The sequence below is a fragment of the Oceanispirochaeta sp. genome (assembly GCF_027859075.1).
In the GTDB taxonomy this organism is placed as follows: Bacteria; Spirochaetota; Spirochaetia; order DSM-2461; family DSM-2461; genus Oceanispirochaeta.
In genome coordinates this window covers 1-14,725 of sequence record NZ_JAQIBL010000095.1, presented here as the reverse complement: position 1 = coordinate 14,725, position 14,725 = coordinate 1, and the positions used below count along the sequence as shown (strand labels likewise).

The 14,725-nt window shown below is 45.4% G+C and carries 12 protein-coding genes; 5 read left to right on the top strand and 7 right to left on the bottom strand.

The features are described from left to right. Together PF479_RS05300 and PF479_RS05295 are read right to left on the bottom strand one after the other, a co-directional pair. A partial coding sequence (locus PF479_RS05300; RefSeq protein ID WP_298003152.1) for a tetratricopeptide repeat protein occupies window positions 1–2,002 on the bottom strand: 2,002 nt, incomplete at its 3' end. A gap of 10 nt (window positions 2,003–2,012) precedes the next feature. After that, on the bottom strand, window positions 2,013–3,497 hold the full coding sequence (locus PF479_RS05295; RefSeq protein ID WP_298003149.1) for a LamG-like jellyroll fold domain-containing protein: 1,485 nt from the start codon (window positions 3,495–3,497) through the stop codon (window positions 2,013–2,015). A gap of 28 nt (window positions 3,498–3,525) precedes the next feature. On the opposite strand from PF479_RS05295, the gene uvrC reads away from it, so the two are divergent. Together uvrC and PF479_RS05285 are read left to right on the top strand one after the other, a co-directional pair. Beyond that, window positions 3,526–5,343, top strand: a complete 1,818-nt coding sequence (uvrC, locus tag PF479_RS05290) for an excinuclease ABC subunit UvrC (protein WP_298003146.1) — start codon at window positions 3,526–3,528, stop codon at window positions 5,341–5,343. 108 nt (window positions 5,344–5,451) lie between these two features. Next, the gene (locus PF479_RS05285; protein ID WP_298003143.1) at window positions 5,452–7,239 is read left to right on the top strand and encodes a radical SAM protein; all 1,788 of its coding nucleotides are present in this window, start codon (window positions 5,452–5,454) and stop codon (window positions 7,237–7,239) included. On the opposite strand, the gene PF479_RS05280 is transcribed toward PF479_RS05285, so the two are convergent. Further along, on the bottom strand, window positions 7,240–7,968 hold the full coding sequence (locus PF479_RS05280) for a metallophosphoesterase family protein (protein ID WP_298003140.1): 729 nt from the start codon (window positions 7,966–7,968) through the stop codon (window positions 7,240–7,242). It lies immediately after the preceding gene. A 75-nt stretch (window positions 7,969–8,043) separates the two neighbouring features. On the opposite strand from PF479_RS05280, the gene PF479_RS05275 reads away from it, so the two are divergent. Continuing rightward, a complete protein-coding gene (locus tag PF479_RS05275; RefSeq protein WP_298003136.1) occupies window positions 8,044–8,634 on the top strand; it encodes a hypothetical protein in 591 nt (196 codons plus the stop codon). Between the two features lie 109 nt (window positions 8,635–8,743). Here PF479_RS05275 and PF479_RS05270 read toward each other — a convergent pair whose 3' ends face one another. After that, complete coding sequence (locus PF479_RS05270; RefSeq protein WP_298003129.1) at window positions 8,744–9,511, bottom strand: hypothetical protein; 768 nt, start codon at window positions 9,509–9,511, stop codon at window positions 8,744–8,746. Window positions 9,512–9,629: 118 nt separating this feature from the next. Between PF479_RS05270 and PF479_RS05265 the strand changes: the two genes are divergently transcribed. Continuing rightward, on the top strand, window positions 9,630–12,389 hold the full coding sequence (locus PF479_RS05265) for a hypothetical protein (RefSeq protein WP_298003125.1): 2,760 nt from the start codon (window positions 9,630–9,632) through the stop codon (window positions 12,387–12,389). Window positions 12,390–12,408: 19 nt separating this feature from the next. Here the strand turns inward: PF479_RS05265 and PF479_RS05260 are convergent, their stop codons facing one another. The 3 genes from PF479_RS05260 to PF479_RS05250 all read right to left on the bottom strand — a co-directional run bounded on the left by PF479_RS05260 (window position 12,409) and on the right by PF479_RS05250 (window position 14,015). Further along, complete coding sequence (locus tag PF479_RS05260) at window positions 12,409–12,825, bottom strand: arsenate reductase ArsC (RefSeq protein ID WP_298003122.1); 417 nt, start codon at window positions 12,823–12,825, stop codon at window positions 12,409–12,411. A gap of 66 nt (window positions 12,826–12,891) precedes the next feature. After that, a complete protein-coding gene (locus tag PF479_RS05255; protein ID WP_298003119.1) occupies window positions 12,892–13,629 on the bottom strand; it encodes a GntR family transcriptional regulator in 738 nt (245 codons plus the stop codon). Window positions 13,630–13,640: 11 nt separating this feature from the next. Then, entirely contained in the window at window positions 13,641–14,015 is a 375-nt protein-coding gene (locus tag PF479_RS05250; protein ID WP_298003117.1) for an FHA domain-containing protein, read from the bottom strand. 165 nt (window positions 14,016–14,180) lie between these two features. Between PF479_RS05250 and PF479_RS05245 the strand changes: the two genes are divergently transcribed. Beyond that, the coding region (locus PF479_RS05245; protein ID WP_367277204.1) for a GAF domain-containing protein at window positions 14,181–14,725 on the top strand (545 nt) is incomplete at its 3' end.

The following is a 14,725-nucleotide window of genomic DNA, read 5'->3' as shown; positions in this document are numbered from 1 at the left end:
GGTCTTCATCCAGGGGAGCTGTGTCAGAATCCGGGTCTTCATCCAGGGGCGCTGTGTCAGAATCCGGATCTTCATCCAGGGGAGCTGTGTCAGAAACTGGGGCCTGAGGAAAAGGAGCCGCCGGATAGGGGCCTGCCGGATAGGGTTCCCCCATATAAGGGGGGGGATAGCCAGCTGTAGCCTCGGCTGCCTCGGAAGGGGCTTCTTCCTCATCCTTCGGGATAAGACCTTCCTCCATCATCTCAGTATAGACGTCTTCCAAATCTTCACTGTCCTCTTCCAGAATGAGGGTGTCTTCTTCTTCATTTATTCTGATAACCGGTTCCATTGCATTAATATCCAGGAGACTGACAGCATCTTCTTCCTCCACAGGAATTGCTGTGAGCCTTGGACCCGTTGAATAATCGGGATCCTCGTTCTTTTGAAGGTCCCTGATGGTTATCTGACGCATTTTTGCCAGATTATTATGCCAGTTGTCGGATCCTTCATGAAAGGAGGAGACTGTTTTTTCATAGAGATCCAGGGTTTTGGCAAGATTATTGATGTCTTCCATGTCAGAAGATGCACCCTGGAGATTTAAAAGAGACTCCAGTTTTTCAACGGCTTTCTCTCTATCTCCCGATTGGAAATAGGCTTCAGCCATATCTGTCAGTGTCCGGGGATCCATTGTCAGATCCGCATCATCTTCCAGCTGGTCATAGAGGGCGGCGGCTTCCACCTGCCCTCCTGTCTTCTGGAGAATCCTGGCCTTGAGTCGAAGAGCTTTTTTGTCCTGGGGAAAGCTTTCAAGGTAGTCGTTGACTTGCTTAAGGGCCTCCTCATAACGCTCTCCCTTCAAATAGGTTTCTGAGAGAACCAGGAGGATGGATTTATCACGGGGATCCAGTCTGAAAATTTCAACAATACAGGAGCGGACCAGATCCGGCCGTTCCTGAATGGCATAGAGTTCTGCCAGTGAACGGTAGGCTTCCAGACTGTCGGGCTGGCGATCGAGAACATGGTTGAATACTTTTTCAGCCTCTTTATAGCGCTCCTGTCGTGCTAGAATAGATCCGATCTGGAGGCGGATGCTCATGTCTTCGGGATGATAGTTTGTCTGCTTATTCAGTTCTTCCAGAGCTTCCTGCAGGGAGTTTTCTTTTAGATACAATTGTTTCAGGTTCTGAGTAGCTATCTTATAGGAGGGATCCTTGGTCAGAGCTTTTTTAAAATACTGCCTTGCCTTGTCATCATCACCCTTCTGGGCATGGATTGTTCCCATGCTGTTAATGGCTCTAATATTCTCTGGTTCTTTATTGAGTAACTGTGAGAATATTTTTTCCGCATCGTCCAGGTTTCCCTGACTTTGTAGAACCTCTCCCAGATTTCCCAGACTGGGAGTCCATCCGGGACGGAATTTCAGGGACTCTTCATACTGGGTCCGGGCATCATCCAAATGACCCCGGTCCTGATAGCTAATTCCAAGATTGAAATGAAGGGTGGCATTGTTCCGGTCCATTGACAGACCCTGGCGGTAAATTTCCTCGGCTTTCTCATAATCTTTGTTCTTTTCGAATATGGTCCCCAGATTATTATAAGTCTTGATATAGGATGGATCCTGATCGATTGATTTTTTATACCACTCTTCAGCTTCTGTAAGCTTCCCGCTTTTTTTAAAGAGGTTCCCCAGATTGTAGCTGATGTCGGGTCTATCGGGAGCTAGTTCTGTTGCCTGAAGGAAGGCTGTCTCCGCTTTATCAAAATCGCCCTTGTTTTTATAGGCTACACCCAGATTATTGTAGGCTTCCGGATTTTCAGGGGCCATATGGATGGCTTTCCGATAGTTTTCGATTGCTTTTTCTGATTCTTTGAGCGCTTCATGTATGTTTCCTGAAAGGATGTACAACAAAGGATTCCCCCCCTGTTCTTTCAGGAGGTTGTCAGTCATTTTCCTGGAAAGTACATAATCTTCCAGTAAATAGGCGGAAACAGCCTGGTTGTACTTATTTTGATAATTACTCATGAACCATCCTTCAGGGCCTTATGGAAATCTCTTTTGAAAAGTCACTATAACGCTGTGTTTCCGTACCGGTATAGGATTTAATAGAAAAGAAATATTGTTTAAAGGGAGACAAACCGTCTATAAAAGTATAGTTCTCTTTTTCAATTTTTAAGGGACTTCCAGGATAAATATATTCTCCCGGTTTTTCTCCGAAATAAAGGAGATATCCCTTCACCCCTGGGGATGCCGAGTGATTCCATTCCAGTTTGAGGCGGCCCGATTCATCTTTCTGTGCATTTAGATAAGTCGGGGGAAGGGGAGGGAGAGAGGTTGTATAATCAACTTTCAGAAAAGACAGGCCGGGAGAGACATCGTTTTTCATGTCGGGAAAGAGTAAAAAGGAGAGAACGAGATAACGACCTCTGCTCTTTTCATCGATTTCTCCAAAGGGTCGCCAGGAGCTTGTGGAAGAGAGAATAGTTGCCTCTCCCTGAAAAGAATTAACCAGGTCTTCCGCTTCCATGAGGCTGTTTGTTATCTGGTAGTAGGGAAAAACAGCAGAATCTCCCGGGCTGGATTCAATTGAGCCCAGAGTGTTCAGCCTGGAATCGGTAAAATTCAGATCAATCACAGGACTGATACCATATCCCGATAGATCATATCGGTTGGTTGAACGGTTCTCATTGAAGATCCTCTCCATCCTGAATTCATCCATAAAGCCAGTAAACCCTGATCCGATGACAATTTCTCCTGGTTCCTCTCCGATTCTGGGAGTATACACAGTATTAGACTCATTACCGCTTTCTGTGGTGTAGATGATGGCAGAGGGGGTTCCATTGATCAGGTACTCAAGCATTCCAGTCTTGCTGTCATAACGAAGCATATGATGATTCCACTGCCTCGGAAGAACAGGATCGCCGGATATTTCATAATGGGATTCCGGGCTGTCGGGAAGCTGAAAGACGTTACTGAAGCTCCACACAAGGCGGCGGTTTATAAAATGACAGAGAATCTCCTGAGAATAAATTTCATTCCCGTCTCTTCCAAGACCTTTCCATTGGAGGATTTCTTCTCCTTCCCTTGGATTGGCCGGATACAACCAGAACTCAATGCTGAAATCCTCCCAGTTACTGAAAGGAGAAAAGAGGGCCCCATTCTTTTTTGCTTCCAGAACCAGGCGGTTTTCCCTGTCAAAGGTGGCCGCTCCCGAACCGGATTTAAAGTATCGGTTGCTGTATTCTGGGTTCTCTTTTATAACATAATGTCCCGAATGGTCCTGTCCCTCCTCTCTGTTAAAGGGCAACAGGATGTCTGTGCTTTCCTCTTTGGAGATAAGCTCTGTACGGCGGAGGACAAGATCCATAAAGCCTCCCTTGCCGGGTGTCGTTTTAAGATTGTTTAAAACGACAGCTTTCCAGTCATCATCCTCACCGAGAGTGATGGTTTCGGCAAAAAGTGAACCCGAAAGAATCAGAGTTTGTATAATCAGTAGATAGAGTGTAGATTTTATTTTCATGGCGCTATAAAAGTATTATCGGATGATTATGGAAAGGAATAAAGAAAGAGTCGAGTCACTTCAGAATCAAATACGCGATTTTCCTCTTCAACCGGGTGTTTACCTCATGAAGGATGATCATAAAAAGATCATATATATAGGAAAAGCCGTCAATCTGCGGAATCGGGTCCGCTCCTATTTTTCGGGAGAAAAAGACATAAAAACAAGAACCCTGGTCCGGCAGATTGACTCGATTGATCATATTGTTACCAAGAGTGAATATGAAGCACTTCTCCTGGAAAACAACCTCATCAAGAAATGGAACCCCCGGTATAACATCAACCTGAAAGACGGGAAGAGTTATCCCGTTATCAGAATTACTGCCGAAGAATTCCCCCGAGTCTTCAGAACCCGGGCCATTGTGAATGATAAATCACAGTATTACGGACCCTATCCGGATGTTAAGGTTCTGGATGAAACCCTCTCTCTTGTCAAAAAGGTTCTCCCTCTCCGCCGGTGCCGAAATTTAAAAAAAAGAGAGAGTCCCTGTCTGTATTATCATATGGGCAAATGTTCGGGTCCCTGTGCGGGACTCATATCCAAAGAAGACTATAGAACTCTTATAAATAAGGCCCGGGCCATATTAAGCGGAAGAACCGCAGGGCTCGAAAAAGAGCTGATGAAGGAGATCCGGGCCCTCTCGGAATCCCTTGAATATGAGAAAGCGGCGGAGATCCGGGATATTCTGATTGCATTGGAGAAATTGCAGACAGAACAGAAGGTCGAAGATTTCGAGGAGGAAAGCCGGGACTACATCGGTGTGGATTTTTCCGGCAATATCTACTCATTTGCGGTGATTCAGATGAGGAATGGAAAGCTTCTGGGAAAAGAATCCTTCCGGAGTGAATATTGCGGTACAGAGGAGGAAGCCATACAGGAGTTTCTTCTGCTGTATTATGGGATTCCTGATAAGGATTTCCCCTCCCGGGCTTTTATTTCTCTTAAAGACCGCTCTCTTATCCAGGATTATCTCAGGAAGGAAGTGGGGGGTGCAGAATCCCTGAGCCTTGAAATCCCCCGTTCCAAAAGAGATCAGGCCGTTATGAACATGGCCGTTGAAAATGCCCGGATGGATCTGGCAAGAAAACTTCAGGACCTGGGGAATCTTCCGGCATTGGAAGATCTTCAGAATGTTCTGAATCTAAAAAAACTGCCTCGGAGGATCGAGGGATTTGACATTGCCCATTTGGATGGACATTTTACTGTTGCATCTTTGATTTCATTCAAAGACGGAAATCCTGACCGGAAAAATTACAGGCACTATAATATCCGATCCCTCGACGGCGGGATCGATGACTTCAAAGCCATCAGCGAAGCCGTGGCCCGGCGATACTCCCGCCTGATGAATGAGAAAAAGGAGATGCCTGATCTTATCCTCATCGACGGCGGCAAGGGGCAGGTCAGTTCAGCAGTCTCGGTTTTAGAGGCATTAGGATTAAAAATTCCCCTGCTTGGACTGGCAAAAAGGGATGAACTCATTTATTTACCGGGACAGAAAGACCCGATTGATCTACCCGAGGGAGACCGTGGACTGCGGGTTCTGCAGCATGTCCGGGATGAAACCCACCGTTTTGCCACGTCTCACAATCAGAAACAGAGGAAAAAGCAGCTCTCTTTGAGTTCTCTCGAGAACATCCCGGGGATTGGACCCGCCAGAAGCAGGAAGCTGCTGATACATTTCGGATCCATGGAAAATCTATATACCGCCAAGGCCGAAGAGATTTCTGCAACCGCAGGAATCAGCTCGGACGCGGCTGAAATGATAACCCAGTATCTGTCGCGGAAGGAAAAGTCAGAGGAGCAGTAAAGCGCATTTTATCCTGAATATAATGAGTTTTTCACTATTCAGAACAAGCCTCTTGAGAGAGTCTTCCCTGTTTGGAGCTGACAGTACATTCTGTTACAATGGAGATATATGAAACTCATTCTGGCAACAATTCACCTTGAATCATCGACAAGAGCCATACCTCTGGCAGCCGCGTGTCTGAAGGCGGAAGTTATAAATCATGATGTCCTTCTAAAAAATTATACTCTGGAACAGAGTGCTGAAGAGATCAGCGATGATCTTCTCGGGGATGCGCCGGATGTGTTGGGTTTTCCTGTTTATCTCTGGAACAGATCCCTTGTCCTTTCTGTCATTAAGATTCTTAAAAAGACACGTCCAGATCTGCCCCTCCTGGCAGGAGGTCCAGAAGTGACGGCGGCACCCGAATCCTTTCTCCGAGAGAGCGGAATTTCCGGCGTGATGCAGGGAGAGGGAGAGGTTCTGATCAACCCGGTTTTAGATGCTCTTTCACAGGGCCGTCCCCTTCCTGAAATTCCCGGATTGTGGACCGCCTCGTATTCTCCTGTTTCCCCCGGATACTGCTCTGATATAAATGCCCTGGCGTCTCCCATTCTCTCCGGGGCTCTGGACCTGAATGAAAACAAGGGCCTCCTCTGGGAGTTGTCCCGGGGGTGCCCCTTTGCCTGTGAATTCTGTTTTGAATCCAAAGGGAGCGGGAAGGTCAGAACATTTGCCCTGGATAGAATCCGTAAAGAACTGGAAATGATTAGAGACTCTGGAATCGAACAGGTTTTTGTCCTAGATCCCACCTTTAATGTGAATAAAAAAAGAGTTCTCATCCTTCTGGAATGGCTTCGAGAGATGACTCCCGAAACCTATTACTATTTTGAAATCAGAACAGAATTTCTGGATGAGGAAACTGCTTTCGCCTTTACCAGAATCCCCTGTACTCTGCAGATCGGCCTTCAAAGCAGTGATCCTGCCGTCCTGAAAAACATTAATCGGGAATTTGATCCGGACGCCTTTCGCAGCAAAGTCTCCCTATTGGGAGATGCCGGGGTCTCCTTCGGTCTGGATCTCATCTATGGTCTCCCCGGGGACTCCCTGGAGGGATTCAGGAACTCTTTGGATTATGCCTTATCTCTGGAGCCCAATCATCTGGACCTTTTTCCCCTGGCGGTTTTGCCTGGAACGGTACTCTATGATCGCCGGGAGACCCTACAGATGAAAGCTGATATTTGGGATCCCTATCTTGTAAGAGAAACAGGTTCTTTTTCTCAAAATGATCTTGAGAAGGCCCGCCTTCTGAGTCTGCAATGCGACCTTTTGTATAATCAGGGACGGGGGATCAGCTGGTTCAGCAGAGTCTGTTATGATCTTGAACTGACACCGGTACAGATTATCGAGTCAAGCGCTATTATTTCTGAGTTTCAGGCAGATTCTCTCGGAAAAACTCCCCTTGATTTTCTCAAGGTCCTTTATTCGGATCATGGCAAGGAAGGTTTGTTTCCCGTGATTCAGGATCTCTTCAACTATCTGGATCTCCTTGAGGAGTTGGAGCAGATTGAGAGTTCTTTTTTCGTGAAGGAGGAAATCAAGCTGTCTCCGGAGAACCTGCTGACCCTTCATTCAAGTGTCCGGTTTCACTGCTTTCACATTCCCCCGGATCTGATTCTTGATGGATTTCCGGCCTCATCTGAAGAGCTGATGCATGAAGCGGGAAAATTTCAGGTCCTCCTCTGGGGACGGGATCATCAAATCTGCATGGATATCCTGGAATCTGAAGAATTAAAAATTTTAAAGAAGCTTCAGGGGAATGACTTAAAATACAGTGAAATCGTGACAGGTTTAAACACATCAGAACTGGATGATTTTGTGATAAACGGAATACAGGAGGCCTATATCAGCAGGGTCTGATCATTCCCCCCGGGCGATCCGGTTGATCAGAAATTCAGAAAACCCTGCTTTCTTCATTTTCCCCTGGGTTATTTCATAATCATAGGAACTGCGGTAGAAGGTGAAATCCTTGTTTTTTAGATCCAGAATTCCCCAGGCTGCCCGGGGATCTCTATCCCGGGGTTGGCCCACACTGCCGGGATTAATCAGAACCCGTGATTTCTTGAAGGACAGGGTCTCACCATTCGAGGCTCTTCGGGAGTATAATCCTGTTTTCTCAAGAGTATAGTATTCCTGAATATGGCTGTGTCCGAATAGGATGCATTTTTTTCTGGAAATTTTGAAATTTCGCAGAGCATCTTCTTCATCAAGGATGTAAACCCGTGAGGGACCTTCAGGACTGGCATGAACCAGTTCCACTCCCTTTTGAATTCTATAGGACGGCAGCTGTTTCATATAATCAATCAATTCTCTCGAAATAAAGGAGCGGCTCAGTATCAGGGCTTTTCTTGACTCTCTTGAAAAAAATTCTCCCTTCATCCGGCCGCATATATAAAGGTCATGATTCCCTGGAATAAATGTGAGAGGGTGGTCTTGAAGTTTCCGGAAGCAGGCATCAGGTTCAGGACCGTAGCCGCAGAGGTCTCCCAAAAACCAGATTTCTTTCCAATCCTCGTTTTTTGCATCATTGAGAACAGCTGTCAGGGCTTCTAGATTGCCATGTATGTCTGAAAGTACAAGTATTTTCAATAATATTCCTTCAGCAAGTATATTATGCGGCCCAACTGTTTGATTTGCACCCTTTCAATTATATAATAGATAAAGATGGAAAGAAAAGGAATCAAAGCAGCGCTGACGAATCTCAATGAGTATTTTGCATCAGTTTGGATTTTGATGTCGGATACGACAATCTTCCTTTCAAACAACACAAAAATATTCTATCAGTATGAGTCTCAACTCAGAGAATTGCGTCACCGACTGGAAAGAAACAGAAAAGATACGGAAGTCATGCAGCAGGTTCGGCAGGAATTGGTGATTATCAGAAAATCACTGAGAATGCAGGGTTACAATCTGCGGCTGGGGTCATTAGACCTGAGGTTGGAAGGATTCCGAAATGATGATGCCTTGTCTGATGGATTTACTCGTTGTGTTCTGTTTTTGATGGAAGATGGGGATGTGATTTACATCACGGGAACGGCGAATCACATAGAGCTGGATGAGGATCTTGATAGACGATTGGCAACGACGGGATACCGCCCTGTCATCGGGAAACATTTTCTCTGGTTTAAATGGCAAAACCGTGTTCTCATTCTTTCCGGAGGGGCGTCTGAGACAAAAGATGATTTTGAAGAATTTCGGGAATATGTCGCTGTGAATAAATCTCTTTTACTCAGGCGACTGGCAAAAATGAGTTGATGAGGATGAGCTTCAGCCTGCAGCACCAGGCATGGAAGAGAGCCTTTGGATTCATCGAAAAAAAATGATCCCTTCCTGAGAAGAGATCAAACTCATTGTTTAATTTCGTTTATTCTTCCATTGCATCATTGAAACCCTGACTATAGGCTTCCTTCCAAGCTTCTTTAAATCCGTCCCGGTAACCCTCAAGGTAGTCATCACTTTCAGCGTCATAATCATCATAATCTTCGTAATCATAGTCTTCACCCGACGAGGTCATTTCATCTTCGGTGAATGTAAAATTATCATTTTCCAGCATATTCTGATTTGGCAGTTCATAGGAGGAGTTACTTTCGCTCTCCGCCATGATGTCATTGTTGGGATAGTCTCCGTCTACAGGTACTTCCAGGGTGATTGAGCTACTATCATAAAGGATCTCATCACCCAGCAGGTCTTCTCCCCAATACATGGAATCATGGGAGGAAACATACAGATAGTAGATCGCTTCCCCTGTATTGTTGGTAAATGTCAAATCTCTCCTGACTGGATTAAAACCACCAAAGGGCAGGAAATCTTCAGGGCTGATCGATATGAAATTTATTTCATTCATATTGATCTCTTCAATCTTGTAGGCTTTTTCCATTTCATCTTCTGCCATCAGATTAAAAAGAGGTTTCCCTTCATCGTAGTCAAAATCAATTTCAATTGTGGTTCCTGGATCCAGGAGTCCGTCGCCCAGTCTGTCATCTCCCCATTCGCGTTCACTCACAGGGGAGAGATAGAGATAATAAAGGGGATTATCAAGATTATTCTCAATGATAATGGTTTTTGTGGTCTCAGCAAACAGCGCTACACCTGATAGTTGAAGTATGAGAGGTATTAACAGAAATCGTTTCATGGGTGTTCCTTTTTTTCTTCTTCCTGCTTTATCAGGACATTTTGAATTTTATTCGAGCTTCATCCATAATAGGGAGGAAGCGGATGAGAGAATTATCGGCTCATCGAGGATGATTATAATGCGCTTAAGGAAATTAATCCAAAACGGTCTTTTCTTTTTCATCATAACAACCTCATTGCAGGCACAGTTCGCACCTGGAGTGAATTGGAAGAAATTGGAGAGTGATCATTTTACCCTTATCTTTCCGGAGGAAATAGAAGAACAGGCCCGGAGTGTCCTTCAGCGGGCGGAAGAAGTCTACCGGCGGGAACTGGTGGATTTCGGGAAAGCCCGGGAGTCCCGATGGCCTTTGATTCTGACAAATTCCAGCATGGATAGTAATGGGTATGTGACCCTGGCTCCCCGAAAGAGTGTCTGGTACGGGACTCCGGCCGCAGAGTCTCTATCGTCCCTGGGCTGGTACGATTTATTGACCCTTCATGAAACCAGGCATATGGTCCAGATGGACTATATGAATCAGGGGTTTATCAGATTTCTTTACTTTTTCGGTGGGGAACTCGGGTTGACCGCAGGAATCCATCTTTCCGTTCCAAGCTGGTATCTGGAGGGGGACGCCGTTGCGGCAGAAACCAGGTATTCTGAGGGCGGCCGCGGCCGGGATCCCCTTTTCTACAATCAAATGAGAGTCTTAACACTGGATGAGGATTTTAGTTACCAGAAATTTGTAAACCGCTCATACAAACATTTTATTCCCAACCAATACGCCTTCGGTTATTTTCTTGCCTCCTACATCCGGCGGGAATATGGGGAGGAGAGCTGGAACAGAATTTTAAAAACCACTGCAGTCCTCCCTCTTCCGGCATTTGGGCTCTACCTTGGGGCCAAAAGGGTCACCGGGAAATCCTGGACTATTCTGTTCCGTGACATGATGAAAGAGTTGAAAGAGCAATGGACCGCAGAGGAAGAGGCTCTGGTTCTGATTGACAATGAACCTATTCTGAAGGGGCATCCGGGAGAATACACCAGTTATGAAACAATCTTTGCCGATGATTCCATCCTTCTTGCCCGGAAACTCTCCCTGACGGAGCCACCAGTCCTGGTTCAAATTTCTCTAAAGGACGGGATGGAAGAGACTCTGTTCCGTGTCTCCTCTCAGGGAGGGATCAGTTCCAATGGACACTCCGTCGCCTGGACCTGGATCAGATCTTCGGCGCTTCATTTATACCAGAACTGGTCAGATCTGGTTCTTCTGAATCTTTCTTCAGGAAAAAAGACATATCTGACCCGTAAGGCCCGTTATCTATTTCCGGCCTACTCAAAGGAGGGTGATCGTCTGGCAGTGGTGAACTGGCTAACAGATCTGAACGGAGAAATCCATATCCTCAATGCTGAAACGGGAGATATACTGGATAGTTTTCCTGTTCCCCCAGGGCTCTTTCCTGCCTATCCCTCCTGGTCTGAAGATGATCAGACCCTGTATTTTACTCTCCAGGGGGAGGAAGGCCGGAGCATTGCCTCCCTGGATCTTGAGGATGGGAGGGTAACCATTCTTCAGGATTTTTCCATGGAAACTGTCAAAAGAGTCACTCCCTGGAAGGATTATCTTCTTTTTGGGTCGAATGCTTCGGGGTATGAAAATATCATGGCTCTGGATCTGAGAACCGGAACTAAATATCAGGTATCATCCCGGCCCTACGGAGTCCAGTACCCCTATGCCAGCGACTCAGACCCACTGATCTATTATTCAGATACGAGAGACCTTTCCGGGAATACCATTGTCAGACAAGACTTGATTCCCGATTCCTGGACTCCGGTGGAGGACGATGCCTTCGTCCCCTACAGCCTGGAGGGAGAGTGGACGATTCATGATCTTTCTGAGTCCCGGGAAGAGGGGGAAATCGAAATTTCTGATATTCAGGACTATTCTCTTTTTTCGGGAAAGTTCAATCTCCACAGCTGGGGGATATCTCCCAATCTGGAAAGTCTGACAGGTTTACGTTTTCAGGTTCAGTCCACGGATGTCATGGAAACCATGAATTGGGCCGCCGGAGGAGAGTATGAAATCAATGAAAAAACGTGGGGTTCCTTTCTCGATGTAGATTGGGTTCAGTATTATCCGGTCATCAGTTTTAAAAACAGCAGCTTTTACAGAACCATCAGTGATGTAGATCTTTGGGATGTCTCATCCCTGCTGGGACTCTCCTTTCCCATGAATCTCAAGAGAGATATCTGGCACTATTATATTAATCCGGGTGTCAGTTCCGGTCTCAAAGCTTTTCTGCCTGTAGATGGACAGGAGCCTGAGCATTACTTTCCTGTGAATACCGGGTTTGCCGCCTATGCCCTTCTTCCCGGGAGTCTTCGAGCCATCCATCCCCTCTGGGGAGTCTGGCAGAGTGGGGGCACCAGCATGAATCCTTCCAGAATGGACGATTTTTATCAGGTTTACACGATGACGACACTCTACACTCCCGGTCTTTTCAGGAATAACAGCCTCACCCTGAATCTCTCATTTGAAGATCAAAGCGGCCAGTATAGTCTCCGCTTCCCCTTCGCCCGGGGGTATGAGTCCCGTACCGACTTCAGAACTCTTAAGAGTTCTGCTGATTATGATTTCCCTCTCTTTTATCCCGATTTGGCTGGAGGGTCATTTTTTTATATCCAGAGAGTGAGAGGATCTTTTTTTTATGATTTTCTGCGGCAGGAGAGTCGGGATGGATCAAACAGGAGTTTTCAGTCCACCGGTGTAGAATTGAATCTGGATATGACCCTGGCGAATCAGGTGCTGGTCCCCTTTAGTCTGGGCTTTCGTTTTATTTGGCTTCTGGACGAACAAAGACCCGCCTTTCAGCTGATCTTTATAAATGCTGCGTTGTAGAAAGGGTTTTTTCAATTGCTTATAGGGTGAAATCCTTCAGATAATCTCTGATTTCATCTCTGACCCTTCTGAAAGGTTCCAGTTTCCCTTCTTCATCTTCAATATCCCGGGCAAGCCGGGGAGGATCGTCAAAGCCATGATGAATTTTTCTTGTTTTTCCCAGGTAGACGGGACAATTTTCATCGGCATGACCACAGACTGTGATAACGACATCAAAACTGATTTCTTTATAGTCCGTGGCAAGGACACTTTTGTGTCCGCTGATATCAATACCGGCCTCGGCCATCACCTTGACGGCCGTGGGATTCAAACCATGTGTTTCAATCCCTGCAGAATAAACATTATATGCATCCCCATGAAGATGTTTCATCCAACCCTCTGCCATCTGGCTGCGGCAGGAATTCCCGGTACATAAAAAAAGAATGTTTTTTTGCAATTGGATCTCCTGATTTCTTTTCTATCAAGAGAATGCCAGAAAGGTTGTTTTAGAACAAGCTTTTACTCAATAGGGATTGCTTAAAAAACGAAGTTTTAACAAATCTTCATGCATATAGTTTTCTCCAGCCAAAAGGATGCGTCCGTTTTCGGTCATAAAAAAGTCTTTGAAGAGAAAAATGGGGGTTATTGTTGATATTTTGAGATGTTTCGCAACCTGTTCATTCGGAAGAACAGGTAGAAGATCGGTCTGGCTGCTATCGGCACTTTCAATAAAGGACTCTTTAAATAATTCATAGGCGGTGCACTGATAGTTCATCAGAACTGGATCCGCTCCTTTTCTGAGCGCGTTTCTGGGAAAAATATTTCGAGAGTAAATTACGGGGAAGTTGTCGGCCAGATAGAGGCGTGTCACCTCTACAATTTCCGTTGTGGCTCTGACATTAAGAAGGTTGGCATCATCGGTCCCGGCAGATCTGTGATGGATTTTCAGGAGTTCTATCTTAACTTTCCGGCCGTTTTCCTCCAGCATGGGAATAAAATCCCACTTCTCTTTGAGAGAGGTTTCCAGATTTATCGTTTTTTCCCGAATAAAGGTACCCTTGCCATGGACTCTCAGGATCAATCCGTCATATTCCAGACGGGCCAGAGCTGTCCTGATCGTTGCTCTGCTGACATTCAGTTTTGCAGAGAGGATATTCTCAGATGGCAATTGCCCCGATGGTTCTAATTCTCTATTTTCTATGATTGTTTTTATTTCTTCGTATGTCTGCTGAACAAGGATCGGTAATTTTCCCGTGGCCATTCTCCCTTCTCCTATACCGATTCATTGAGGGATTCTTCCAGAAAGAACCTTAAAACTGTTTTACCCAGAACAAGCCTATCGCTATAGAACATCTGTGTGGCTTTCTTGATTGGTTTTTTGTTGAGGAATGTTCCATTTGTTGAATCCAGATCTTCAAGAATGAAGGTTTTTTCTTCGGGGACTGAAATTCTGCAATGAACATTGCTGATTTCAGGATCTGAGAGCTGGATGGTACAGGATTCATCCCGACCAATGAAGACTTCATTCCTGTCAATAATATAGGTTTTCCCCAGTTCCTGAGACGACAGAACGATCAATACGGCCTTTTCTTTAAGGAACGTTTCTTTGCGTTTCGCCTTTTTCTGTATGACAGTCCGATTTTCCACGGATTCCCCCTGAAACTCAATATTTATTGTATCATACTTCAGTTAGCTGTTTTTGTTAATATTCCTTGATTACTAATCTTCTCTTGAAAGATGAACCCTACTTGATTTATATTTTTTAACAACTAACTATCAATTTTTTATGTTTATTTAATAGGGAGACTAGTTATGGTCAAAGAACTTCTTGTTCTTGATGAGCTGGTACGGGCCAGTACCCTCCTCGCTGACGAAGGGGATTTTAAAACTCTTATTTCTGTTCTAGTGGAGCAGTCTCTGGATATTACACGATCCGATGTGGCGGCCCTGTATCTGTTTAAAAAGCCGGAAGACAAGCAATCCGATTTAAAACTCATGTATAAAAGAGGATCATTTGAACTTCCCGAGGAATTACAGGCCCGATCGGAACTGATTGATTTTCTGAATGAATGCGAAAAAGCCGTCGTTCTCCAGGAACGGAAGCAGGGACCTTTTGGGGATCTTTTTCTTCATCCCCAGATGAATAGCGGAATCGCCCTTCCCTTGAAAACAGCAAAAACAAGGATTGGGGTTCTTATTCTCAACTCACGAAAGTCTTTCTTTTATAATAGAAACAGCTTCAATTTTTTGAATTCTTATAGCACCCAGGCCAGCGGTATGCTTCAGAATTCCAGATTATACAAGGAGCTGAAGGAATATGTTAAACAGGTAGAAGACCTGGAACGTTATCAGGAGAG